Origin of the sequence: Colwellia sp. TT2012, from assembly GCF_001440345.1 — a bacterium.
Taxonomy (GTDB): Bacteria; Pseudomonadota; Gammaproteobacteria; order Enterobacterales; family Alteromonadaceae; genus Colwellia.
In genome coordinates, this window is sequence record NZ_LJYX01000014.1 from 39,006 (window position 1) to 63,201 (window position 24,196).

General features: G+C 39.1%; 24 protein-coding genes. 6 read left to right on the plus strand and 18 right to left on the minus strand.

The window, feature by feature from the left end; translation table 11 throughout:
- Positions 1 to 277 precede the first annotated feature (277 nt).
- Positions 278 to 1,291 carry an asparaginase gene (ansA, locus tag ASU03_RS08170; RefSeq protein ID WP_057831375.1) on the plus strand — a complete coding sequence of 338 codons (1,014 nt, stop codon included), beginning with the start codon at positions 278 to 280 and terminating at the stop codon, positions 1,289 to 1,291.
- 185 nt (positions 1,292 to 1,476) lie between these two features.
- Here ansA and minE read toward each other — a convergent pair whose 3' ends face one another.
- From minE to ASU03_RS08200, 6 genes are all read right to left on the minus strand, one after another.
- Complete coding sequence (gene minE, locus ASU03_RS08175) at positions 1,477 to 1,755, minus strand: cell division topological specificity factor MinE (RefSeq protein WP_057831376.1); 279 nt, start codon at positions 1,753 to 1,755, stop codon at positions 1,477 to 1,479.
- 1 nt (position 1,756) lies between these two features.
- A complete protein-coding gene (minD, locus tag ASU03_RS08180) occupies positions 1,757 to 2,566 on the minus strand; it encodes a septum site-determining protein MinD (RefSeq protein WP_057831377.1) in 810 nt (269 codons plus the stop codon).
- A gap of 29 nt (positions 2,567 to 2,595) precedes the next feature.
- Complete coding sequence (minC, locus tag ASU03_RS08185) at positions 2,596 to 3,315, minus strand: septum site-determining protein MinC (RefSeq protein WP_057831378.1); 720 nt, start codon at positions 3,313 to 3,315, stop codon at positions 2,596 to 2,598.
- Between the two features lie 110 nt (positions 3,316 to 3,425).
- Positions 3,426 to 3,707 (minus strand): cell division protein ZapA, encoded by a 282-nt coding sequence (locus tag ASU03_RS08190; RefSeq protein WP_057831379.1) that lies wholly within the window; start codon positions 3,705 to 3,707, stop codon positions 3,426 to 3,428.
- Positions 3,708 to 3,718: 11 nt separating this feature from the next.
- Entirely contained in the window at positions 3,719 to 3,937 is a 219-nt protein-coding gene (locus tag ASU03_RS08195) for a hypothetical protein (RefSeq protein WP_057831380.1), read from the minus strand.
- 454 nt (positions 3,938 to 4,391) lie between these two features.
- Complete coding sequence (locus ASU03_RS08200; protein WP_057831381.1) at positions 4,392 to 4,724, minus strand: PBPRA1643 family SWIM/SEC-C metal-binding motif protein; 333 nt, start codon at positions 4,722 to 4,724, stop codon at positions 4,392 to 4,394.
- Between the two features lie 378 nt (positions 4,725 to 5,102).
- Here ASU03_RS08200 and ASU03_RS08205 point away from each other — a divergent pair, with 378 nt between their 5' ends.
- A complete protein-coding gene (locus ASU03_RS08205) occupies positions 5,103 to 5,504 on the plus strand; it encodes a YkgJ family cysteine cluster protein (protein ID WP_057831382.1) in 402 nt (133 codons plus the stop codon).
- Between the two features lie 56 nt (positions 5,505 to 5,560).
- Here ASU03_RS08205 and ASU03_RS08210 read toward each other — a convergent pair whose 3' ends face one another.
- The 3 genes from ASU03_RS08210 to ASU03_RS08220 all read right to left on the minus strand — a co-directional run bounded on the left by ASU03_RS08210 (position 5,561) and on the right by ASU03_RS08220 (position 6,952).
- Positions 5,561 to 5,845, minus strand: a complete 285-nt coding sequence (locus tag ASU03_RS08210; RefSeq protein WP_057831383.1) for a hypothetical protein — start codon at positions 5,843 to 5,845, stop codon at positions 5,561 to 5,563.
- A gap of 144 nt (positions 5,846 to 5,989) precedes the next feature.
- Complete coding sequence (locus ASU03_RS08215) at positions 5,990 to 6,394, minus strand: hypothetical protein (RefSeq protein WP_057831384.1); 405 nt, start codon at positions 6,392 to 6,394, stop codon at positions 5,990 to 5,992.
- A 132-nt stretch (positions 6,395 to 6,526) separates the two neighbouring features.
- Positions 6,527 to 6,952 (minus strand): PAS domain-containing protein, encoded by a 426-nt coding sequence (locus ASU03_RS08220; protein ID WP_057831385.1) that lies wholly within the window; start codon positions 6,950 to 6,952, stop codon positions 6,527 to 6,529.
- A gap of 1,059 nt (positions 6,953 to 8,011) precedes the next feature.
- Here ASU03_RS08220 and ASU03_RS08225 point away from each other — a divergent pair.
- The 4 genes from ASU03_RS08225 (at position 8,012) to ASU03_RS08240 (ending at position 12,623) form a co-directional block, all read left to right on the plus strand.
- Positions 8,012 to 8,992, plus strand: a complete 981-nt coding sequence (locus ASU03_RS08225; RefSeq protein ID WP_057831386.1) for a porin — start codon at positions 8,012 to 8,014, stop codon at positions 8,990 to 8,992.
- Between the two features lie 62 nt (positions 8,993 to 9,054).
- A complete protein-coding gene (locus ASU03_RS08230; RefSeq protein WP_057831387.1) occupies positions 9,055 to 10,095 on the plus strand; it encodes an ethylbenzene dehydrogenase-related protein in 1,041 nt (346 codons plus the stop codon).
- 53 nt (positions 10,096 to 10,148) lie between these two features.
- Positions 10,149 to 11,930: a ferric reductase family protein gene (locus ASU03_RS08235; protein ID WP_082627215.1), complete on the plus strand. Its 1,782-nt coding sequence runs from the start codon at positions 10,149 to 10,151 to the stop codon at positions 11,928 to 11,930.
- Positions 11,931 to 12,050: 120 nt separating this feature from the next.
- Complete coding sequence (locus ASU03_RS08240) at positions 12,051 to 12,623, plus strand: hypothetical protein (protein WP_057831389.1); 573 nt, start codon at positions 12,051 to 12,053, stop codon at positions 12,621 to 12,623.
- A 313-nt stretch (positions 12,624 to 12,936) separates the two neighbouring features.
- On the opposite strand, the gene ASU03_RS08245 is transcribed toward ASU03_RS08240, so the two are convergent.
- The 9 genes from ASU03_RS08245 to ASU03_RS08285 form a co-directional block, all read right to left on the minus strand.
- The gene (locus tag ASU03_RS08245; protein ID WP_057831390.1) at positions 12,937 to 14,283 is read right to left on the minus strand and encodes an MFS transporter; all 1,347 of its coding nucleotides are present in this window, start codon (positions 14,281 to 14,283) and stop codon (positions 12,937 to 12,939) included.
- A 63-nt stretch (positions 14,284 to 14,346) separates the two neighbouring features.
- The gene (locus ASU03_RS08250) at positions 14,347 to 14,772 is read right to left on the minus strand and encodes a VOC family protein (RefSeq protein WP_057831391.1); all 426 of its coding nucleotides are present in this window, start codon (positions 14,770 to 14,772) and stop codon (positions 14,347 to 14,349) included.
- Positions 14,773 to 15,361: 589 nt separating this feature from the next.
- Entirely contained in the window at positions 15,362 to 16,306 is a 945-nt protein-coding gene (rho, locus tag ASU03_RS08255; RefSeq protein WP_082627216.1) for a transcription termination factor Rho, read from the minus strand.
- Positions 16,307 to 17,244: 938 nt separating this feature from the next.
- Positions 17,245 to 18,270, minus strand: a complete 1,026-nt coding sequence (locus tag ASU03_RS08260; protein WP_057831393.1) for a D-alanine--D-alanine ligase — start codon at positions 18,268 to 18,270, stop codon at positions 17,245 to 17,247.
- Between the two features lie 175 nt (positions 18,271 to 18,445).
- Complete coding sequence (locus ASU03_RS08265; RefSeq protein ID WP_057831394.1) at positions 18,446 to 19,303, minus strand: alkaline phosphatase family protein; 858 nt, start codon at positions 19,301 to 19,303, stop codon at positions 18,446 to 18,448.
- Positions 19,304 to 19,510: 207 nt separating this feature from the next.
- Positions 19,511 to 19,729, minus strand: coding sequence for a DUF6500 family protein (locus ASU03_RS08270; protein ID WP_057831395.1), 219 nt, complete (start codon positions 19,727 to 19,729; stop codon positions 19,511 to 19,513).
- A gap of 153 nt (positions 19,730 to 19,882) precedes the next feature.
- A complete protein-coding gene (locus ASU03_RS08275) occupies positions 19,883 to 23,170 on the minus strand; it encodes an amidohydrolase family protein (RefSeq protein WP_057831432.1) in 3,288 nt (1,095 codons plus the stop codon).
- Positions 23,171 to 23,438: 268 nt separating this feature from the next.
- Complete coding sequence (locus ASU03_RS08280) at positions 23,439 to 23,927, minus strand: GNAT family N-acetyltransferase (protein ID WP_057831396.1); 489 nt, start codon at positions 23,925 to 23,927, stop codon at positions 23,439 to 23,441.
- A 53-nt stretch (positions 23,928 to 23,980) separates the two neighbouring features.
- Positions 23,981 to 24,163, minus strand: a complete 183-nt coding sequence (locus tag ASU03_RS08285; RefSeq protein WP_057181025.1) for a hypothetical protein — start codon at positions 24,161 to 24,163, stop codon at positions 23,981 to 23,983.
- Positions 24,164 to 24,196: the final 33 nt, after the last annotated feature.

Below are 24,196 nucleotides of genomic sequence, written 5' to 3' on the forward strand. Positions count from 1 at the left end.
TGACATCAACGTAGTCTTGGGGTGTTTTAACCAGCACAAGTGGGCAATAACTTACTGAAATTGGTATTAAACAACCCGGGTATCACCTATCCGCTAAAGAATTGTCGTCGAGACTGAAATCATTCAGCAAGTGCTATAGCAAGTATCCTGCATGCTAAGATATAATACCAAGTCTATTAATTAATTTGCCACTCATTGCCACTCAGCGATAATTATCAGGCTTAGAGGTAAGGTATAATTACTCGTTTATAAAATCTACAACATAGCATTAAGAATTATGATAAAAAAAAGAATTTATGTTGCCTACACCGGCGGTACTATTGGTATGAAGCAAAGCACCCAAGGCTTTGTACCGGCTAAAGGCCATCTGAGTGAATCAATCAAGGCTCTGCCTGAATTTCATCGCAGTGAAATGCCAGATTTTACCATCAGTGAATATCAGCCGTTAATTGATTCCTCCAATATGACGCCAAGAGATTGGCAACGTATCGCCGATGATATTAAAGCCAACTATGATGATTATGATGGTTTTGTTGTGTTACATGGTACCGATACCATGGCTTATACCAGCTCAGCTTTGTCTTTTATGTTTGAGAATTTAAGCAAACCCGTCATTGTTACCGGCTCACAAATACCCTTTAGTCAACTGCGCTCTGATGGCCAAGTTAATGTGTTAAATGCCTTATACATAGCGGCTAATTACCCCATTAGTGAAGTTGGTTTGTTTTTCAATAACAAACTCTACCGTGGTAATCGGTGTATAAAAGCCTATGCCGATGGCTTTAACGCCTTCGATTCCCCAAATATGCCAGTATTACTTGAAGCAGGTATCAATATTCAATTAGTGGCGGGAAAGATAGCGCCAAGCATTGAAAAAGTGCCGCCACTACAACTGGCAAAAATCACTCCGCAGCCCATCGGTGTAGTGCACTTATACCCAGGTATAAGCAGTGCCGTCATTGAAAATACCATAAAACAACCGGTCAAAGCCCTTATTTTACGCAGCTACGGTGTTGGTAATGCGCCACAAGATAAAGCCTTACTCGCTTGTTTAAGCAAAGCGAAAGAGCAAGGTATCGTGGTGGTTAACTGTAGCCAATGTATCAAAGGCACGGTCAATATGTCTGGCTATGCCACAGGCAATGCCTTGAGCGAGGTCGGTGTCATCAGTGGTCATGATATGACCCTAGAGGCAACATTAACTAAATTACATTACTTATTAAGTAAAAACTTAAGCTATGACGAAATGTGCCAACAAATGCAATTAAGTTTACGTGGTGAACTTACTTAAGCATTTAATTAATCAAGTAAAAACTTAAGCTATGACGAAATGTGCCAACAAATGCAATTAAGTTTACGTGGTGAACTTACCTAAGCATTTAATTACTCGAGTAAAATGATAAAACACCATTACTCAGCCGGTAGTCCTTGCTGAAAGTTGGTGTTTTTCGATATATTGAGGCAAGGTTAATAAACTTAACTGCTACCCTGCTCATCATGTAATTCAATATTGAGCTCTAACACGTTTAAATCGCCATCTTTATTATCAAGCTTGATCGAAAAACTTTCATCCGATACTTTGATGTACTTACGCAATACCACTAGAATATCTGCGGTAAGTTGTGGTAAATAATCGGGCTGCTTATTGCGGCTATTACGTTCATGAGCAACGATGATTTGCAGACGCTCTTTCGCCCTGGACGCTGTGGTTACCTGCTTTTCTTTTTTGCGTAAAAAATAATCCAGTAATGCCATGTTATCCTCCAAACATCCGACTAAAGATGCCTTTTTTCTCAGCGAGTAAAAACCTAAACTCAATCGTTTCACCTAACAGGCGATCAATGACATCTTGGTAAGCTTGACCGGCATCACTGTCGGTATCTAAAATAACTGGCTCGCCCGCATTTGATGCCTTAAGCACGGATTGTGACTCAGGAATAACACCTAACAGCGGTATCGACAGAATATCTTCTACATCCTCGACACTCAGCATTTCACCTTCAGCTACACGTTTCGGGCAATAACGTGTTAATAATAAATGCTCTTTTATCGGCTCTAAGCCAAGTTCAGCTCTACGTGAACGACTTGCTAACATGCCTAAGATTCTATCAGAGTCACGTACCGATGATACTTCAGGATTGGTGGTTACTATAGCCTCATCGGCATAATAAAGCGCCATCATGGCCCCAGCCTCAATACCTGCAGGAGAATCACAAATGATAAAGTCATAAAGTTTACCAAGGTCATCCAGCACCTTACCAACATTTTCTTTATTCAAGGCATCTTTATCACGTGTTTGTGAGGCGGGTAATATAGATAAACTACTGACACGTTTATCTTTAATTAAAGCCTGATTTAAGGTGGCTTCACCATTAATTACATTGACAAAATCGTATACCACACGACGTTCACAGCCCATGATCAGATCTAGATTTCGTAAGCCTATATCAAAATCAATTAATACTACTTTATGTCCTTTTAACGCTAAACCAAGACCAATTGCAGCACTAGATGTCGTTTTGCCAACACCGCCCTTTCCTGATGTAACTACTATTATTCGTGCCATAGACAGAATATCCCTTTATAAGTTAAAAATTAAATGAGTTTTGATGACGTTAGCTCGTTGTCGGTCAAATGAATATATACCGGTGAGTCCCAGTGTTGCTCCATGGACTCACTTAGCCAATAGTTACCATTAATAGAAACCAACTCAGCCTGAAGATTTTGACAATATATTTGCGCGCTATGATGGCCTGTTGCGCCGGCAATGGCGCGACCACGTAAAGAGCCATAGACGTGAATATTACCATCGGCAATAACTTCAGCGCCCGCTGAAACTGAGCCGATAATGACTAAATTTTGCTCTTTAGCATACACTTGCTGACCCGAGCGAACCGGGCCTCGGTGTATTTTATCCGTGTATAAATGACGTTGCGTTGTCACCGCTACGCTTTCAGTCTTGGCAACTACCGCCTCTTTGCTCATCTTGGCTTTTGTCGCGGTATTGGCTTTCGCTGTATTAACAAATGAATATCCAAGATCACGAATTAACTGACGTTGCGCTTTAGCGATAACGCCGGTAAAACCGACAAAGGTAAAATCAAATTCTTCAATTAATGTTTTTATCCCTTGATAATTAATCGAGTCGTTGATTTTTTCAACATTTACCACGACGGGAACTCGGTAAAAAAAATCAGGCGCTTGCGCGACTTTATGGGTTAGATCAGCACGAATATCCGCTAATACTGACGTTTTCAAATGTAAAACAGACAGGGTAAAACTTGACCCTTTAAATTCAATGCTGGCATCAGCCATAAAGAAGGCTTCCCTAAATAAGACAAGTGACGGTATCTCGCTAATCATCAACTCACTAATATTAGCGCCACAATAACAAGCAGATAATAATATTGAAAATGTAAAAGTATTTATAAAACGCTTTTTAAGGTGGAAATCAAAGCATCTTGTCCAAGTTGATACTTTTTAATTTTATTATTCGCCATTAATAATGAATAACTTAAATTAATGGCCGCCACCAATAAAGCACGCTCACGGCTACCAATACCCGTTTGTTGCTTGATATCCTTACACATATCAGCGAGGCTGTTAGCGGCTTGATTTAAATCCTCTGCTTGCTCAGCTGAGCAAGTAAACTGATGTAGCTTGCCCAAAATTTCAATGCTGATGCCTGTAGAGTCTTCAGTAATCATTAATTAAGCTCTTATGCACTTTGTAATTTACCTAGTAGGTTTGTTAAAACGTCATTGGTCTGTTTTTGTTTTTCTTCACCTTCAATGGCTTCAAGTTGCAAGGTTTCATTTTCATCAATAAGCACGGTTTTTTGCTGCTCTAGTTCAGCCACTTGATTTTTTAGCTGGTTATTTTTTTCAATGATGTCTTCAATCAGTTGTTCGAGTTGAGGGAGAGTATTTTCTAACATAAGGCGCTCTTATTAACTGTAGTAAATTTAAGGCTGCAAATTTAATCTAAAGTGAGGCAAAATGCTACCTTTTAGCGCGATTATCGGCTTAATTTATGTAACAAATTTTAATGTTTGGTGGGATTAGCTAATTACGCTCAAAAAATACACTTTCAGGGTAAAAAACAAGCGGTGAATCTTTATTACCGCTAAGGGCTTTCATGCTACTTTATTGACCATTCGCTAGACAATGCTGGGTCAATAGCCATGGGGTATAAAGCCAAGGGTAGTAAATTTTTCTCAAATTCTAACCGTGGGAACTAATAGACTGTTTCGCCAGCAAGTAAACGATGTCATGGCGGATTATATTGATGGCAATTATTTAAGCTAAGACTAGTCAAAAGTTACTTACAGATTGTTAGCAAACAATTACGTAGCAGTCACTTAAATAAAGGCATGGATAATAAGAATTTTGTTAGCCGCAACACTTTTTATATTTTTTGCCACTGCCACATGAACAAGGATCATTACGCTTCGGTGTTTGGTCGAATCGAGTCGTGGTGGGTTTGTTGAGTATGGCGTTAAGTTCAATGATATTTTCATCGCTGGCGCTGTCTACAGTAATATCAGCAAAAAGTTCATTATCGGCAACTAAGCTCGATACTTCGAGTTTTCTTTCATCACTACTAACCACTAGCGTTAATGGTTTTTTTTCAGTACCAAGTTTTACAGCACGTTTATTGTTATAACCTGTGGTGACATGGTTATGTCTGGTGTGGATACGTCCTTTGTAATAAAGATCGTGCATGATTTTCTCCGCTAATTTAAATGCTTGCTTTAAGCGCGGCAGTATAACGTAACGTGGTAAATAGTCGACCGTTGAATGGACTCTCTGGCTTTTATTTTATCATTTACCCCAAAGCTCAGATATATAATGTCCCTATATAGCCATATTATACCAATTTCACTAAGTTATGGCCCACTTGTGGGGGTAAAATAGCCCAAAACTACAATCCCAATAGGCCACTATTGGTCAATCGAGCGCCTTGTCCTGAAATATTTTTGCTGAGCACAATAAGATCACAAACTTAATGAAAATAGTATTACTAATAAAAATTCATGTTTAGAGTGCTTGAGTAACATCAATGATACAATAAGGCTTGGTATACCTACTCACTAGTGAACTATGAAAGATTGTAATCAATGCGGGAAATGTTGTATCAAATACGGCGGCGGTGATCTGGCAGCAAGCAAAGAAGAGATTGACCTATGGGAAATATTTAACCCTGAAATCTTCGCATTTGTTAAAAATAATGAGTTATGGTTCGACCCTAAATCTGGTTTACGACTACAAAGTTGCCCTTTTCTAGCAATAGCGGAAAAAAAAGACCCGCTCGCGCCTGATCTGTATACCTGCAGCATTTATTTAGATAGACCGGAAGACTGTCGTCATTATCCTAGCCTGATTGCTGAAATGATCAGAGATGAATGTGAGATGATTGAAGTAATAGACTTAGACAATCACAAAAAAGCGCAAATTAAATTAGATGTATTGATGCAAGATAGCCGCCCGCCAAGCTACTCCTAGGGTAATCCATCTTGGCAGACAAGCTAGATTAATCGGCTACTGCTGGTTTGCTAACCTTATTGAATAATTGCAACACCGCTAACTTCTAACACTGATTTTGCGTCTGCCCGCTCAATAACCTTCCATAATGTCGTTTGAATAGTTTCATCGGTTCTAACATCACCCTGACAGGAAAACTTCTGCTCTTGTATCTCAGCACCTTCTTCTGAGGTGTAAGCAACAACAACTTGTGTTGCACAAGTTGTCGATTCACCAAAATAAGCCAGTGATATTTGTGGGTAACCTTGAAAGCCTTTTTTAACTCGTTTTGCTATACGTTTTGTTGATTTATCTAAATTCATAATAGATATCCAGAAGTAATGTAGCGCCCTACTATAGGACTTTTACTTAGTTTGCTAAAATGTTTCACACATTGCAAGTCATTGTCAGCTTGTAAGATTTAATCCCTTAGTGAAGCGTTTGATTTATGAAAGGATATAATCGTTTTAGTTGCTGGTATATATGCTCAATATTGGAAATTTAAACACGCCAAAGGACACGGTAATGGACTGGGTTTCTTTGCCTTTGAAGTTTAATTTATACTCTAGTGGCTTGTTACGACTGCCATCAGCAAATAGCGCCATTAAATGATCTTGATCTAACTCGCGGTTACCCGAGGATAAATTCGTTAGTGTTATAACCCCCCAACGTTCACCTATGTCATTACTCATTAGTACATAGTTTACTATTTCAAAGTCACCCGCTTTGGGCTTAACATTATTATCATTAGGGAAAGACAAAATAATTGTGTTTGTTACCGAACGATCGATGTTCAATACCTCGGTATCTTCGGCTTGACTAGCCGACACAAAAGATAATAAAGCTAACAATATAAATAAAGATTTTCTCACTGTAACTGCTCCAGAAATTAAACACCCCTTTATTTAACGGGCTGATACTAGTGTACAAAAATGAGTAGCGCTTGTGACACAGCAAACATAGCACTCATCAATACACCGTGGTGATATAGGTTCAAGTAAAGCTTAATTATCAAGACGCTTATTATCGGTTAACAGCTTGTCAGCAGATCCTGAAAAATCAAAATGTTTAAAAAAAACATCATAAATCGTTTTCAAAACCTCTGTACCATAACAACGTGTATGTTTAAACTCGCCATTTTCTTCATAAACACTCGAGTTGTAGATAATATATTTCAGTTCCTCTTTCCCTTGTACCTTTGCCGGGTAATTTTTCAGTTTTTCCATACGACCTAACCGTGCCATCATGTCAGATAAACAATGCTTATCACGTTGGAATTCTGAAACATGATGACCTATATACTCATCCTTGGTATACCCTAACACCTCCAGTTCACATTCGTTGGCATAAACAATAATACCTTCTGCAGAAACAACATGGATGCCTATTGATGAGTTATAAATAAAATCTTCTGGTTGCTCAGTAAACATAAATCATCTTTCCTACTGGTTAATGGGCAAAGCTTAGATAATTAGATAAAATTATAGCTGAACGAAACACAGTCAACTGAATTTTGTTCATTACTATAGCGGCACGCCATCGTATGGGTTTATTTTTAAAGATTCAAGCGACTTTGTTAGCTTTCCCACGAGGATTGCCAATTTATGGTCATGGGGATCTAATCGGTAGCTTAATTAACGTGTCTAAGCTTTGATGGCGTTTCCCCGGTCCACTTTTTATATGCGGCGCTGTAGCTTAAATCTTTAGCAATTTCGTCTAACTTGTGCCCTGCTCTGATAACTTTCGGCTAACGTTCTTGAGGTTCAATATCGGTAGCCCTTTAATAGTATTAGCTAATAAGTACATTTTTAGCTAAGACTATTAAGGGCGGTTGACCTTGCAAACTAACGCTGCCATTTGCCTTTATTTACAGCGATTTTAGCCCTTGTTGTTTGTGTATACAAACATGATGATACGAACAAAGTCGCGGTAAATCCCATTAATATCCCCTGAAAGAGTAACAACGCCTAGTTGCTGTGTTTTACCACGCTGGATCATTCTCAAGGATAATTATGGTACGTAATTACTAACATAGGAAAGAAAATCGGTCGGCTAAAGCTAAAACTTAATAATTGCCATAACATGAACCTATTTCCCCTTGTTAACTGTGCTTAAATAATGCGCCATAAACGATGTATTTTAATAGATTTTACCCCTTAATAATTAAGTTTTTGTCCGGCCTGAACTCATTTTTACCCGTTTAGTTTGAAATATACTCACTTAGTGAACTCAGTTTTCGCCTTAAACAGATAAAAACATAATTTTTTTTAAATAAATAGCCTATAGATTAAAGGTAAATAACTCACCCAGACAACTCTCCTACAGGGCTTATTTTTAAAGAGGTAAACCAGTTAAACTAAATACACACTTTGTCACAAATCCAGTCATTGCCATAAAAGATAATAGGAATCTAAATGATAATTATTATTGTATACAATATAATTTACCTTTAGACTGTGCCACTTCTTGAATTTAGAAGTATAAGAATAATGCAAAAAAACAGATATAAACTCGGCCTTTTATTAACCTGTACTTGCAGCATTTTGCCCGTACAAGCTAATGAAAATGATTTGTTCGGTGTTGATATTTACGGGAGATTGAGTCTTTCATACCAACTACAAAATAATAAGCAAACTGGGGAAGTGTGGAAATTAGCCAACAATGCCTCTCGCCTAGGCTTTAAAGGCGGCAGTGTTTTTTCAAAGAATATGTCAATAATATACCAAATAGAATTTGGCGTTGAAGCGGATGACGGTGATAAAAAGGGTCGAACGTTATCACAACGAGACACCTTTTTAGGGGTGCAATCTGACTGGGGCCGGTTTATTGCCGGCAGAATTACCATTCCTTTTAAAGAGGCTAAAGGTAACTTTGACTACTTTAATGATTTACAAGGCGAATTAGGCAAGATAATTGATGGCGAAGAACGTTTAGACAATGTTTTGCAATACGACAGTCAAAAAATATTAGGCCCAATAAAAACAACGATAGCGATTGTTCCTGGGGAAAACACCCATGATAGTAGTCAAGATGGTCCTGCCGATGGCATATCATCCGCTATTGAATATAAAAACAATGATCTGTTTTTTAGCGCGGCGATAAACTCCAATATTAAGCAATTAGATCAATTACGTTTAGTGGCTACCTGGCCAGTAGGCTCACTGCGATTTGGGCTTTTATTCCAACATACTAAAACCAGTAAAAAAACGCTGCTACTGGCTGACGGCAGTAATAGTGCTAACGCCTATGGGGTAAGTTCATCTTATTCTTTCAATAAAAATAGGATTAATGCCCAATTCATCCAGAGTGATAGCTCAATGAAATTATCTGACGCTACCCAATTCTCTATTTCCTGGGAGCATAGCTTTAATTCGCGGACAACATTTTTTACTTATTTTGCTGATCGCGATGCCGAGCAAACCGATAAAAGCGAAAGCTACTATGCCTTAGGTCTTAAATACAATTTTTAAGGTCAGATGTAATTACAGTACCTCAAATCACCTCCAAAATATTTACTTTAGGTAATAATACAATGAAAAATAAATTATTGTTCACACTGCTCTTTTTACTACTAAGTGAGCAGACCTTTGCTGCTCGTATGATTATTGAAGCCAAATTTATCCCGAGTGCAATTACCATAGATGGAAAAAAAGATGAACAGTGGGATTTAGTTACCCCGCTAACCGTACAGCTCAATGAACTGCCTTATAAACCTGATAATGGCTACCGAGGCCTTAAAGAAACTTCTATAGAAATTAGTAGCTTATACGACAATGAGTACATCTACTTTCTTTTTCGTTGGTATGACCCGACTATCAGTTTAGCGCGTTTCCCTTGGGAAAAAACACAAGATGGCTCCTGGATAAAGCTTGCAAATTTAGATCATACCTTACATGAAAATACCTACTATGAAGATAAATTAGCCATTTATTGGGATATTAACGAGCGCGGTTTTATTAAAAAAGGCTGTGATAAATCCTGTCACATGCAAGAAGAAGGCTTGCTGGCAGGTATCAAAGACACTTCCTCTGGTCGTCACTATACTAAAAATGACGGCGAAACAATCGATGAATGGCATTGGAAAGCTACTCGTACCAACTCATTAAAGCAAATGGATGATGGTTACGTAAATAATGAACATGAGACAAATAATAAGTGGGGTCGGCATATAGATAATCCTCACTCAGGAGGATATTACGCCAATAAAAACAAAACAAATGTCCCTGCTTGGATGAATGGTCCACAGGTAAAACCAAGTCCTGACTGGATTTTAGACAGTGGTAAGGTACCATTTATCGATACTTTTAAAGCGGGAGATCGAATTGCTGGCATCGTCATTGCCCCCTTTAAACAAGCACGTGCAGATGTTACTGCCCGAGGTATTTGGATCGATGACCATTGGCAGTTGGAGATCAGGCGTAAACTTACCACTCACCACCAAGATAGTGCTACCCAAGATGTGCAGTTTGATAACTTAAATAAAGCCTATTACTTTGGTGTAACGGTTTTTGATAATAGCCAAATCAACCACCTCTATCATAAAAAATCAATCAAACTTACTTTTAAGCAGTAGCGGTGTTCGGTCTTTTTAAACCAGCCTTTTAACCATTCGAGCCAGTAATAGCAATGAAATCAATACTAACAACAATTGCGCAACCTTCTAACCTTACTAAGAGGGTTGTTTTTTATTACTGGCTCAAAAAATATTCGAGTACTTGGCTAGCGATGCCATGGTTATTATTAGTATTAACAACCTTAGCTGTTCAATTTTGCCTCGGGTTTCAATATAACTCTAATGATACCACTACCATTTATCTGCAAGTAGCAAGAGCATGTGCTTATGCTCTTTTATTGATTCTAAGCTTACTCTGGTTACCCGTCATGCGTCATGGCTTGGCCGCACTAAGACGTTCTCGGTGGACAAGTTGGTTACCCTTAACACACGCAAAAAATATACACCGTTGGTTAGGCCATGTTTTGCTCATCGCCTCGCTTATTCATGGTAGCTGTTACCTGCTATATTTTAACAGTTTAGAAGCGCCCTTCATGGCAACCTTGTTAGGTGAGGAAGCTGATTTGGTTCGTTCCATGAAAACCACCATGTATGAATTTGTCAGCGAAGATGAAAGTATTGATGATGTCATAGATTGGATCGCGTTAGGTATGCCGGAATCTATGTATCACGATAAAATACGCCCTATTATGCAAGAAGATTGCACTAAATGTCACAGCACTTCTTCCACCATGACTTACGCCATTCCGTCTTTGTCCCTTAGTCATTATAATGACGTTATGTCTTTGAGTGAAAGTGGTATCTGGTCACGTCAATTTCGTATTAATTTCTGTGGCATTGTGATGTTATTATTGGTGATTGCTCTTTGGATCACTTCCCTTGATGTCGTGAGAAAAAATTATCATCATATTTTTCAACATGTACATAAATTTGGCTATTTAATGATCCTATTAGCCTTACTGCATATCCCGCGTTACAACTGGTTGATATTGCCTTGTATCATCTTAGTTATTGAATATATTTTTTCGCACTATGTTCGTATTTATTATGATCAAGACGCAACCTTAAGCAAAGTTAATGACTCAATCATGACGCTAACATTACCCCGTCCCGCTAAGTTCAAAATTCAGTCTGGCCATTATTTACAATTACGTATTCCGGGACTTAAACGTTTTGAGTGGCACGATTTTTCTTTAACTGGGCAACGAAGTGATGAAGACGTAATCAGATTAAAAATTAAGGTTCAAGGCGATTGGACGCAAAAGTTATATGACAGGTTCCGCAGTATAAAGGTAAACCAACAAGCCCTCAGTTATTTAGAACACAATGAAGAATTCCAGGAGGAAAGTCTGGAGAAAGATCAGACGGTACTCAAGGTTGATATCAGAGGACCATTTGCCAGCCCTGCAGCCCATATGCCTAAAAATGATCAATGGGTTATGATAGCAGGAGGTATTGGCATAACACCATTTCTTGGTTTTATGCATGCCTTTTTAAGTAACAAGCAGCAAGTGAAACAATTTCATTTAATATGGCTATTAAGAGATAGTAGCTTACTTACTTGGTTAAAACCCTTTATTACCTCCCCTATTCTAGGAGGACATATACATATTTACCTGACTAAATCTGGAAATTCACCTCTGCCTGATTGGTTGAAATTACATAGCCAAAGCAACCTTTTGATTAAGCAACAACGGCCAGATCTATCTCATGTTTTCCACCATTTAGATGAGTTTTACCATAGTAAACAAAGTATAAAAAATAATAATAACAAAGAATATTCACTAAAACTTTCCAAACCCCACTGTTTTGTTTGTGGCCCCTTAGGTCTGACTAAAACAGTGACTAAACTTTGCCAGAGCATGGGATGGTCGGTCAGTGTTGAGCAGTTCTAAACTATTTGATATCGCATCATGTGAGCCAATGAAGAATTAAATTCTGGAAAAACTTCATTTACTTCTATAATTACCATTCTTCACCTTAATTTTAATTTAATTAGCACAAGGATGTACAATATGAATGTTTTATCCGGGTCAACCTCTGCTCGTCCAGATTTAGACTGGAGCCAATTAAAAGAAACTATTGTTATGCTCAACTTGGCAGTGACTCAAATTGATCAATCGATGAATGAGGGTAACTCCTCTGTTTCAACTTTATCTAAATCATTTACTGGGCTTGCGACCAATTTAAGTGATATTCAGAGCTCAATTGCCCAATTAAGTCAAAAAGATGAAAGTAGTGAAAAAATGAAGTTAATCATTGAAGGCTCTACGTCAACTGCCTTGGATAAAGTACATTCAGCTATAATCGCCTTTCAGTTTTACGATAAGCTCAGCCAAAGGTTAGATCATGTCAGTCAAAGTCTCAGTGCTTTAACCGCACTGATTAGTAACCCAACAGATTTATATTCGCCTAATGCTTGGCAAGCATTACAAGAAACAATTCGCAGTAAATATACTATGGAAGAAGAACGTCAAATGTTTGATAAGGTTATTTCTGGCGTGCCCATTGAAGAAGCTTTAATTGAATTTAACCTTGATATGGCAAATAAAACTGCTTCTGAAGAAGATGAAATAGAGTTATTCTAGCTTGAATGTTTTACTGTAAATCTAGTTCGCCTTTACCAAGTGCTATGTTAATTTATAGCTAAAACCGTACTTATTAGCACCTAGCTAATAAGTACGGTTTTCGTTAGCAACGGGAAAACTTTTCCACTCTGCGGCCTTAATTAATGAATTCCAGTTTCATTAATTTTATGATCTTGTTGTGCATAGGAAAAATATATCTGGGCAAGGCGATCGATTGAGCAATAGCCGGCTATTGGGATTGAGAGCAACGCTGATATGGTGTATTTTAACCAGCACAAGTGAGCCATAATTTAATGAAATTGGTATAATGCCATTATTCAAGTGGCTGCTTTGCCGCTCTATATTCCGCGTGCATAAAGGCCCATACTGACAGTATGCCAACGGCAGAAATCAAGATGAGCATATTCATAAAGCTAGACCAGCCACCGGCGCTATCTGCCAGTCTGCCGCCAATGAAAGCAAAAGTTGCACTGGCAGCAAAACCAAAGGCATCAATTAAACACACCAAAGTCGCACTATGGGGACCGCCGTATTCAATAGAGAATATCGACATAGGTAAGTAATAGGCAGGGGAAATTGAAAAAGCGAACAAAAATATTGCACCCAGCGCCACCGAGTAGTTCATTTGTGCACTCAAATTAAACCAGGGTAAATACTGCAAAGTAAGCACGCTCAATAAACTAAGTATCAGCGCTATGGTTAATACTGTCCTAATGCCTCGCTTTGAAAAACGGTCATAAAACGCGATTGCGGCCAACAGACCAGTCAAAGAGCCAATGGGAAAGACGGTCGAGGCCATTGCGGCTTTAGAGGGGGTCAGTTGGTAGCTTTCCATCAGATAAACCGCAACAAAGTCCAAAAAGGCCATCATGCAAGTAAGCACCATCAACATGATCACCACCAGCCAAACTCTGGGGCTTTTTGCAAAGGCCACCAGTCCAGCAATCGTGTCGGTGTCTTTAAGTGGGTGATTATATTTGTTATCCAGCGCCTGTTTTTCTGCCCTAGCCTGCACTGAATTTACCGCTTTTTTATTGCCTTTGTTATCGGTATGGTTTTCATTTTCTTTGAAAAATTCTGGATTATCTGGCTTCTCTTTCAGGTAAATATAGCAGCCGATAAAAATTATCAACGCTAAAGTAGCTGCGATGAAGGCCACGGTTCGCCAAGGCATAAAGCTCAACAGCCAACCAAAGAAAAAAGTGGCTAACACCACACTAAACCTCGAACTGGTAGCCAGAATACTCCACACTCGTCCATAATGTTGCGGGTGGTACCACTGTCCTATCAATTTAGTCATACCGGGCCAGCCAGAGGATTTTGTGCAGTAAAGCAGAAATGAACAGCCAGTAAAGGCCATGACATTGGCTGAAAGTCCAAAGGCAATGATAAATAGCGCGGTAAGAACAATTCCCATTAAAATAGTAATTCTACCGCCAATCTTGTCGGCAAGGGGTCCCCAAATAAGTTTACCAATCAGGGCTCCTAAGGTGCCATAAGCAGCAAAATCACCAAGGTTTGTTTTGGTTAACGCCAAAGTCTCATCAGCAAGTAAGGCAGGACTTAGAATGGTGACCATTTGACGACAAATCATCATGGCGGCATAACCTAGATACATGGCAACGATAATATTGATTTTCTGTGGGGCTCGGTTAGACATAATCACTCCCTGAACGGTCGTCAGTATAGCCGATGACTCGCTTAGCGTTAATTATTAAGCATGTTAAGCGCTTTCAACTTTGAACAAAACTTTAGGGTTGACCATGGTTTTTATTTCAAGAACATTTCCGTTCGGATCGGCAATAAAAAAGGTTTCTTGTTCATATTCACTGTCGATAAAACGACGATAAGGCTGGTCTAAATAGACCAGACCAGCCGCTTCAATACGTGCTTTTAAGGCTTGAAACTCCCGCTCAGGTAAATGTATACCAAAGTGGGGAACAAGTACCGCACCCATGTCCACATCATGCCGTACTTTGGGTAAACTTTCCTCACTTTGGTGTAGCGTCAATTCATTACCCCAAAAATCAATGTCAAGCCAACGTTGCTTTTCGCTATTGCCACTCTTACAACCAAGTACATTGCAATAAAAGTTTTTAGCCAAATTTAAATCTCCTGCAGGAATGGCAAGATGAAAACAGTTGGACATAAATTCCCCCTTATTTTTTATGTTAAACCTGTGAACTATATATACCCGTGACCATTCAATATGCCTATTTCAGAGTGCTTGAGCAATTTCAATTCAAGGCGCTGTGATGAAATAATGGTTGTTCAGGAGAATATGCTCAGGATAATTGCTCCTGCATTATCTAATAAGGGACTCCTGTACCGTCTGCATTCTCTAATAAGCTCCATCCATGTCGCGTCATTATAAGTTACAGCAACAATGAAGTGCTGTTGCTCAAACGCTTCTTTGATGGGTAACGGGTATAGCTACTCTATTTTATAGAACACCTATCCAGAGAATTCTATATTTTATGCATTTTTTGATGTTATTAGTTGGCTAATGAGCAATAAATTAGTTCATTGGTCTAAGATATGACCGAAAGTGCCACGACATAAATATTAAAGATTTAAGCTTGGGCAAGACTTGCTAGGAATAATACTGGGTTAATTTAATCATGGGGTGCTGGAGGAAGACCGGATTGCCCACCAATAAAACGCAGGCATTATAGCTAAGCTTACCAGAGCGACAAAGGATAGAATTCATTGCCTTAGCGCTCTGTTAATTTTTGTTACTACCGGTTCAGCAGCTCAGCATTGGTTGGGTATTTCTCCAGTAACTCAACCAGTTTACTTGCCCCTTCCGCAGGTTTAAGACTGGTAAGTGCCCTACGCAACATTCTTATATTGTCGAGTTCCTTCGAATTAAGCAGTAACTCCTCACGACGGGTGCTACTTTTAGCAATATCCAGCGCAGGAAAGATGCGTTGATTTGCCGCTTCTCGTGATAAAACGATTTCCATATTCCCCGTGCCTTTGAACTCCTCAAATATCACCTGGTCCATTCGGCTACCCGTATCAACAAGTATGGTCGCTATAATGGTAAGTGAGCCACCATGCTCAATTTTTCTCGCAGCGCCAAACAGTTTTCGTGGTATTTCCATCGCTCTAGCATCAAGCCCACCCGACATGGTACGACCGCTACTCTTTTGACTAGCATTATGTACTCGTGTCAGCCGAGTGAGCGAATCAATGACAATCATGACATCGTGACCTTCGCCTGCTTGCTGGCGCGCGATTTTAAGTAGGTCATTGGCTACACGGACGTGTTGTTCATAAGTTTCATCTGTGGATGAGGCGTATACTGTTGCTGGTACACTGCGCTTAAAATCGGTCACTTCTTCTGGACGCTCATCGATGAGTAACGCATACAGTTTTATTTTGGGATAAGCTGCCCCCACCGCCTGACATATATGTTTTAACAGGGTAGTTTTGCCAGAGCCTGGCGGAGCTACAATCAAACCTCGCTGACCCATGCCAATTGGCGTGAACAAATCTATCGCTCGGGTGGAGAGTTGCTGAGAACCTAATTCTAGGCGAATACATTGATGAGGGTTGATCGCTACGCCATTAGAAAAACGCTTTTGTGGATCAATATAAGGTACTTCCTTAGGTACTTCTTTGACGGGGGTGGCGACTATTTTTCTTTTCAGATTCAACGTTAATATTTTTCTTGTCATGATATCGTTTTAGAGAATTATGTGTTTTTTGCAAGAGTTACCTTAATATACCCGTTAAAGTTCGAGGTACAAGGTGACAAACTTAATGGAAGAGATATAATAACGTATTAGAAAAACTATTGATAAAATATTTTCGCTAATGTCCACTTTGTCCACACCTGTCTGCCTTAGCTCAAAGCCATGCTTATATCCCTTAACCAAAGCAAGCGCGTACTGTCTACAAGGTCGCGAGTACGTTTAGCCTAGTTGCTAAGTTAACGGCAGCAGGAACATAGGGTCAGCAGAGAGGTTTTATCAAAGGAGCGGCTTATTCAGTGTGTTTATAGAGGGCCGAGTGGTTGTGGAAAAGTTTTTCAAATAAGAAAAGATAAGGTAAGCAGAAAAGCAATTGACAAAGTGTAGTACATATTTCTTTTTTATCCAGTAAAGATTAAATTATTCAATGAATAAGTCACTGGTTGCATCTTTTTTACTCACTTACAGCTTACTGGTTGCACAGTGGCTTACCGAAGGTTCGCCACATTATTGTGGATAACTCTGTGAATAACGATTAAACAGTGCCTACCCCTTTGAAGTATTCTATGCTATTGAATATGCCATCAATATAGCCAATTTAAAAGTGTTACTTGCTCAGGGCGTCAGCTTTATTTTACATGCCTATGTAGTTTACTCAGGAACTCTTTGTAAACGTCATCTTCGAAGTTTCTAATCGAAGATCCATTGCTCTTTATACACTGGATCCCCGATTAAAACACCACGGGGATGACGATCCTAAGCCAAGTGCATAGGCATGTTATTTTATTGCTTTGGTCTAAGGCTTGGGGTGGGTATCACAGGTTTTGTTAATTACCCCAGACCTTATTCAATTCATTACGGCTGAGCTACTTTTATCTGGCAATAGTTCAATAATTTATCGCCATTCTAGCTGATATTATCAACTAAAAGCCTGAGACCTGCTCTGCCATTATTTGCGGTGTTATTAACTGGCTTACCGTGGGGAATACCTGAGCTCGATAAAGCGCATTATCTAACATTAATTGGATTACTTTATCATAGCTTAAGCCAAATTCTATTTCACATGATTTTGGAAAATAACTAGAATCTGGAGTCAAGCCTGGAACAAGATTAGCCTCCATAAAAAAACACTCACCATTTTTGTTTGATTTAATGTCTATTCGTGCAAAATCTCTTATGCCAAGGTTAATAAAAGAATTAAGAGCAAGTTGCTTCACTTTATTTAACATTTGATTATTATCAATTTTTTTCAATGCTTCGCTATTATCATTTTTCACTTTATGCCCTAAAATTCTCAGGCCATTTTTTGATTCAGGTGGAATAATTTCAATGGGAGCAACAATGAATTCGCCATTAGATTTACTTATTATGGCCACTGTAAATTCTCGACCGTCCAAATATTCTTCAACCAGTATAGGCTGAGAAAATAACGTATATAGTGATAAAACCTTAGCTTCAAATTCTGAAAAATTTACCACCCATGATGAATCGTCAATACCATTACCATTGGCTGCATCTATGGGTTTCAAGAACAAAGGAAATTTAATCGGTAATTCATTTTCACTACGGTACTTACCCGGTACCGTAGTAAAATATTTGGCGGTAACAATGCCTTTATTTTGTAAAATGGTTTTAGCTAGCACTTTATTTGAGTCAAATTCCAATATATTCCTTAATGAACCAGTAAAATTAACTTTATGCCTCATAAAATATTCAGATAACCAAATATCACCATCATTATCGATAGGAATATATTTAACGGCCAGCACGACTAAATCTGGACTTCTGTCGATGACATTATCTAAATCAGCCATTGTTTTACAGACTGTTAGTTGTACAGTATGGCCCATTTTTCGTATGGCTGACAACACGCCCTCGCAAGCATTAATACTGCCAAAACCAGTTTCTTTTAATTTTTGATTTGGTGTGGTAATTATCTCTATTTTCATTATTATTTCCTGCAACAAATAAATAATCCGTCTAAATTTTAATTGACTAAAATAAACATGTTGCTGTTTTAATTTTACCCAGAAAGTCTAAGTACGGACCCTGGGTAAAATAGTGAGGTAAAAGTAAATAATACTAAGGTAATAGTACGTCTTAGCCTTTTTTAGCAAGGAAACCTTAGCAAACAGCCCTAATGATTGTTTGTTCTAATCGGTGATAGCCTTCATTTAGCAATAAATTTTCAGTCACCGATTTATTATGATCGAGGATGCCCAAAAGTTCACAAATGACACCACAAATATCGGTTTGTTTTGGTGTGCAACCTGCTTGGTGAGAGAAACGGTCGCCAATAACATATAAGGGAATATCTCGTTCTTCGGCTAAAGATCCGCCATGGCTTTTATCATTATTCATACCATGATCTGCGGTAATTATAATTTGGTAACCGGCTTCAATCCAAATTGGCAGGTATTCGGATAGCTCTTTGTCTGATTTGCGGGTGGTGTTGCGGTAATGAGAACTATCAAGTCCAGACCGATGACCCGCTTCATCAATACTCATCGGATGAATCAAGAGAAAGTCAGGGTTATAGCGGCGGCGTAATAATTCAGCATCCAGGTACAAGTGACCATCAGGGTATTGCCCATCATGATAAAAAGAACCATATTGAATGAGTTGTTCGGTATCTACGGTATGGCGGTCGCGTATCGCATTGTAAGGGCTTTGATTATACAGTTCGCTAAACCAATGAAAGGCAGCAGCAGCAGTTGACAACCCCGCTGCGCGAGCCAAGCTAAAAACACTTTTTTGGTTGGAATTCCGTATCACTTGGTTGTGCACTATGCCGCTAATTGCGGGTGTCACCCCCGTTAGGATAGTCTCGTATAGTGGACGAGACATTGAGGGTAATTCACATTGTACCTTGTAAAGTGTAGCCCGTTTTTGCTCCTTTAATGCCTGAATAAATCCCATGCATTGCTCGGCAACTTTAAACGCTAAACCATCAAGAACAATAAGTATCACTTTGTTTGTCATTATATATACTCCGAACACAGCGTTGAATTAAGACGTCATTTTTTCATGACTAACTGTGTAAAAAGAATACGCACGTTTTATGACGATAATATGACGCTAAAAGGGTATTTTGATGACAAGACTCATTTTAAGGTAATTGCTGCACTACTCTTTGCTAAAATGTCCCGTGACACGCAATTAAACCTAAGCCATGATTAGCAGCCTCAGCTAGCGCTCAGACATTACTAACGCTTTAATTTTTAATGCTTTTTCAAAGTGATCAAGCTTATGGGTGATAATCCACCAGGTTGCCGCTTCCATCAATAACTCAGCATCATCATTTTTGTTAGCAAAGAAGGCATAAAATGATAAACCGACATTAGTGCCTTTCTGGGCGATTTTTTTATCACATACGGCGATAATTTTTTCTTGTAAAGTATCTTTCACCCGTTAATTTCCTTTTAATGAGGGTAATGGTTAACTCTTTATGTTGATTAAAATAAAAAGCCAGCACATCTGTTTGCTGACTTTATTATTTTATCCCCAAGCTAGTTGAAGGTGCAGGTTTAAGTGTTAAATTCTACCAAATAAACAATCTCACTACTTATCTTCAAAATAGAATTTTTCACGCTTATTATCATAGTTACCTATTTCATTCATGGTTTCAGCGTTATATAAACGACCATTAATCATGGTATGGGTAACCTTATCACTTAAGCGAATGTCATTCCTGACATCGCCATCAATAACAATCATATCGGCAAGTTTACCCACGGTGAGTGAGCCTAAGTCTTTATCCAAACCAAGCGATTTTGCCGGTGAAATAGTTGCGGTACGAATGGCTTGCAGTGGGGTCATACCACCCTGTACCATCATCCACATTTCCCAGTGCATGGCTAAACCTTCACGTTGGCCGTGACCACCAGCGTTAACTTCAATGCCTAAGTCTTGCATTTCTTTCGCCACTTTAGCGACATTGAAATGATTATAATGATGAAGCGGCGCTTTTGGTCGACGCATAGCGCGTGGATCTAAAACTTCACTCGGCACATATTTACTTAAACGCGGATGCTGCCAAACATTGGTGGTATCGTACCAATAATGTTCACCGGAAATACCACCATAAGCAACCCCCATGGTTGGTGTATAAGCCATGTTTGATTGTGACCATAACTGCTTGATATCATCATAAATTTTAGCCGTAGCAATTGAATGTTCTAACGTAGTATGGCCATCAACTACCATGGTTAAGTTATGTTGTAATAATGAGCCACCTTCTGGCACAACCATCATTTCTAATTCACGTGCGGCTTGAATAAATTGTTGGCGTTGGTCACGGCGTGGTTGATTATAACTTTTGACACTAAAAGCCCCGGCCGCTTTTAACCGTTCAACGTGAAATTTAGCATCGTCAAGACTGTCCACATGGGAAGTATAGCCAGGAATAGTAGCTCCATATAAAATAGCGCCAGTAGAGAATAAACGTGGGGCGACTATCTTACCGGCTTTTTGCATTTCACTAGCGGCAAAGAACTCTGTGGTGTCGTTTGAAGGATCATGAATACTGGTTACCCCTAGCGCTAATCCGGCATAGTTTTTCCAGTTTTGCTGGGGAATAATTTCATTACTGCCTTGTGAGCCATGGGCATGGGCGTCGATTAACCCAGGCATAATCGTCTTGCCCGTTATATCAATGATATAAGCATCAGTGGGGATGTTAACTTGTGCTTTTGTACCCACCGCTTTAATTTTGTTGCCCTCGACCAGAACAACGCCATTTTCAATCACTTGCTCTCCGTCCATAGTGATAACAGTACCACCAACAAAGGCAACGCGACCTGATGGAATATCTACTTTTTGCTGATAACTTAAATGAGTGACTTTAACTTTGTTTTTAACTTGGCTAGCGGTCTTATCCGCCTGTTGATCTTTTTCTTGCTCACTAACCTTAGCACTGATATCAAATAAACCTTGCACTGAGCTTTGGTATAAATCAGCACCTAGACTCCAATAAATCTCGTTAGATTTACCATTCCAATTAATACCTTCACCAGCACGAATTGATAACTGCTCTACCGGTAAGTTTTTTGCTTTAGGACCAATATCTATAACATCACCAAGCTCTACCAAGGGGGTAACAAATACTTTAAAGCGCTCGGCAAAAGCAAGGTATTTACCGTCGGGTGAGACCCGGTATTCTGAAGAAAACTCACCTTGATATAACTTGGTATCATGCTGACCATCTAAATCAATACGAGCAATATGGGGTTTTTCTCCGTTACGCGTTACATAGATACGATCATTTCGTGCGCCAAAGTGTGGTTGTAAACCGCTTTCGGTGACAAGTTTAGCCTTACCACCCTTGGCTGATACTGCATAAATACCAGGGTTTAAGCCCCAAGTAGGATCGATAATATTGCCACCACTCACTTTACGATAAACAATGGTTTTACCGTCGGGTGAAAAGCTTGGCTCAACGTATTTTCCTGGCTCACGCGTAATGATTTTACCTTTACCACCCCGACTAGACACCACGCGTACTTGGCCAAGTTTTTTATCATCCCAACTGACATAAACAATTTTTCTGCCGTCACGTGAAAAACTTGGATTTAATTCAAACTGACTTTTTTGTTTAGTTAAACGCTTAGGTTTACCGTTTGGTAGGGTTTTTATATAAATATGCCCCATGGATTCAAAAACAACCTTTTTACCATTTGGCGATATTTTTACATCACGTAACATCTTGGTATCAAATATCTTTTTATCTAAGTCTTGAGTAAAACGTAGTGCTATTTGGATTTTCTTTTCTGTTTTTACATGAAATTCAATCACTTTAGCTTTTTTGCTCGCAAGTGATAGTTTATTTATTTTACCACCCGCCCAGAAAATTAAGGCATCACTTTCTGGGGTCCAAGCCATCGTTGGATAAACACCATGAATAGCCCATGTTTCTTGCATATCACGGTCTAAACCATCATAAATTTTAGTGTGTGCGCCACTTTTAAGATCATATAGGTATAAGTTTGATTGAAAATCATCACGACTAATAAAGGCTAGGTACTTACCATCCGGTGACAGCGTTGGTCTGATCGCGCCGCCTTTACCTGAAACGATGACTTTTATGTCACCGGTTTCAAGCTCTAGACGTTTAATTTTATAAATGCCCTTTTCCGAGTCTTTAGAATAATGGAAGGTTTTACCCGGGGTAGCATCTTGGGAGAAATAGACATATTTACCATCATGAGAGAACGCTGGCTCACCTAAATCTTTTTGCTCATTGGGGCGTTTGGTTAACATAACGCCATTACCACCCGACTTATGGTACATCCACACTTCACCTGCGCCCAAGGAACGTGTTCCGGTATAATGTTTACGGCCAACCAGGTAATTACCATCGGGTGACCATGCTGGACTGTTTAATAAACGAAATTTTTCTGTGCTTACCGCTTTAGCATTACTGCCATCGGCTTGCATTATCCATAAATTATCGCCACCATCTTCATCAGAAGTAAAGGCTATATATTTACCATCTGGGCTAAAGCGTGGTTGCATTTGCCAAGCAATATCAGTCATTAATGCTTTCGCTTCACCACCTGAGGCAGGCATAGTATAAATATCACCAAGTAAATCAAAAACTATGGTTTTGCCATCAGGGCTTAAATCAACATTCATCCAAGTCCCTGAGCGAACGTCGATTTTGGCGGTGGTAAACTCACCTTGTGGCTCATTAACAGACCATTTTTCTGGCGCTTCTTTGGCGCTAACGTCGGTAGTGCTCTGGTCGTTAATTTTAACCTCTGCTTGAGCAAAGACATTTGGCAGTGCTAATAATACACTGAGAGCGACGCCTGAGAGCAGTAGTTTTTTTGACGGTATGGTTTTCAACATCATGAGAAGTACCTTATACATTTTTATTGCTTGATTAGCTGAATTATCGATTAATTACCTGTACTTAATCGGTTCTTTTGTAGTTTAGTGTGGGTGAGTAAACAAGCGAGACGCATAAACCCATCCATGGGGCTCTGCACAAGCATCCATGCTTGTGAAGCTCGATTTTATCACATCACCAACACTCACTGTAAAATCAATAGGTTACGATGTTGGCAACAGCTAAATAAAACACAGCCACTTAATCACAGGTCACTAAAAGTGAAGACTAGAGTGTGCCCTGCCAATAACCAACATCTAACCACTGATTGAATTTAAAACCCTCGTCTTTAAAGTGAGCAACTTTTTTCATGGCAAACTTTTCATGCACAGCAACACTAACCGCATTGGGTAAAGTGATCCCCCCGATAACACTGTGGATGTTTTTGTCTTTTAGCTCATTAAATAAGGCTTGATACAATTGGCTACCCAAGCCTTTGCCCGCATGCTCTGGCGATAAATAGACAGTGACTTCAACTGAAAATCGATAGGAGTAACGATCCCGCCATTTACTGGCATAAGCATAACCCAAGACTTGCCCTGATTTATCTAGGCTAACAAGCCAAGGTAAATCAGCGGACTCAATTGTCCTCATACGGTTACTGATATCTTGTGAGCTAAGCGGCTCTTCTTCAAAGGTGATCACAGTATTTGTAATATAATGATTATAAATATCGCTAATGACTTGAGCATCTTGCTCTTGTACAGCCCTTATCATATAAACCCCTGGTAAATATTTTAAAACAATGTTTTTTATTATGTTATTAATGACTACTTAACTGTCTTAGCTATTTCACTATTAACCGCTTTTAATTCTGCTTTACATTGTGCATTTTGTTTACTTGAACCATTAGTACACGGTGCCGATGGGTCGCCACCAAAGTCTCGCTGCACGCCATAATAAACACAGGACGATAGTAAAAATAGGCAAAGTAAAGGATAGATTATTTTCATAAAACTTCCTTAAACAGTAGTTATGTCAAGTCG

Bases quoted from the DNA above. Each gene is read 5' to 3' on its own strand.
- minC (WP_057831378.1), bottom strand. From the start codon at position 3,315: ATGGCTGATGCCAGCATTGAATTTAAAGGGTCAAGTTTTACCCTGTCT.
- ASU03_RS08240 (WP_057831389.1), top strand. From the start codon at position 12,051: ATGAATGTTTTATCCGGGTCAACCTCTGCTCGTCCAGATTTAGACTGG.
- ASU03_RS08195 (WP_057831380.1), bottom strand. From the start codon at position 3,937: ATGTTAGAAAATACTCTCCCTCAACTCGAACAACTGATTGAAGACATC.
- ASU03_RS08200 (WP_057831381.1), bottom strand. From the start codon at position 4,724: ATGCACGATCTTTATTACAAAGGACGTATCCACACCAGACATAACCAT.
- ASU03_RS08235 (WP_082627215.1), top strand. From the start codon at position 10,149: ATGAAATCAATACTAACAACAATTGCGCAACCTTCTAACCTTACTAAG.
- ASU03_RS08275 (WP_057831432.1), bottom strand. From the start codon at position 23,170: ATGTTGAAAACCATACCGTCAAAAAAACTACTGCTCTCAGGCGTCGCT.
- ASU03_RS08225 (WP_057831386.1), top strand. From the start codon at position 8,012: ATGCAAAAAAACAGATATAAACTCGGCCTTTTATTAACCTGTACTTGC.
- ansA (WP_057831375.1), top strand. From the start codon at position 278: ATGATAAAAAAAAGAATTTATGTTGCCTACACCGGCGGTACTATTGGT.
- ASU03_RS08260 (WP_057831393.1), bottom strand. From the start codon at position 18,270: ATGAAAATAGAGATAATTACCACACCAAATCAAAAATTAAAAGAAACT.
- ASU03_RS08250 (WP_057831391.1), bottom strand. From the start codon at position 14,772: ATGTCCAACTGTTTTCATCTTGCCATTCCTGCAGGAGATTTAAATTTG.
- ASU03_RS08285 (WP_057181025.1), bottom strand. From the start codon at position 24,163: ATGAAAATAATCTATCCTTTACTTTGCCTATTTTTACTATCGTCCTGT.
- ASU03_RS08190 (WP_057831379.1), bottom strand. From the start codon at position 3,707: ATGATTACTGAAGACTCTACAGGCATCAGCATTGAAATTTTGGGCAAG.
- ASU03_RS08265 (WP_057831394.1), bottom strand. From the start codon at position 19,303: ATGACAAACAAAGTGATACTTATTGTTCTTGATGGTTTAGCGTTTAAA.
- ASU03_RS08245 (WP_057831390.1), bottom strand. From the start codon at position 14,283: ATGTCTAACCGAGCCCCACAGAAAATCAATATTATCGTTGCCATGTAT.
- ASU03_RS08220 (WP_057831385.1), bottom strand. From the start codon at position 6,952: ATGTTTACTGAGCAACCAGAAGATTTTATTTATAACTCATCAATAGGC.
- ASU03_RS08230 (WP_057831387.1), top strand. From the start codon at position 9,055: ATGAAAAATAAATTATTGTTCACACTGCTCTTTTTACTACTAAGTGAG.
- rho (WP_082627216.1), bottom strand. From the start codon at position 16,306: ATGACAAGAAAAATATTAACGTTGAATCTGAAAAGAAAAATAGTCGCC.
- ASU03_RS08210 (WP_057831383.1), bottom strand. From the start codon at position 5,845: ATGAATTTAGATAAATCAACAAAACGTATAGCAAAACGAGTTAAAAAA.
- minD (WP_057831377.1), bottom strand. From the start codon at position 2,566: ATGGCACGAATAATAGTAGTTACATCAGGAAAGGGCGGTGTTGGCAAA.
- ASU03_RS08280 (WP_057831396.1), bottom strand. From the start codon at position 23,927: ATGATAAGGGCTGTACAAGAGCAAGATGCTCAAGTCATTAGCGATATT.
- ASU03_RS08205 (WP_057831382.1), top strand. From the start codon at position 5,103: ATGAAAGATTGTAATCAATGCGGGAAATGTTGTATCAAATACGGCGGC.
- minE (WP_057831376.1), bottom strand. From the start codon at position 1,755: ATGGCATTACTGGATTATTTTTTACGCAAAAAAGAAAAGCAGGTAACC.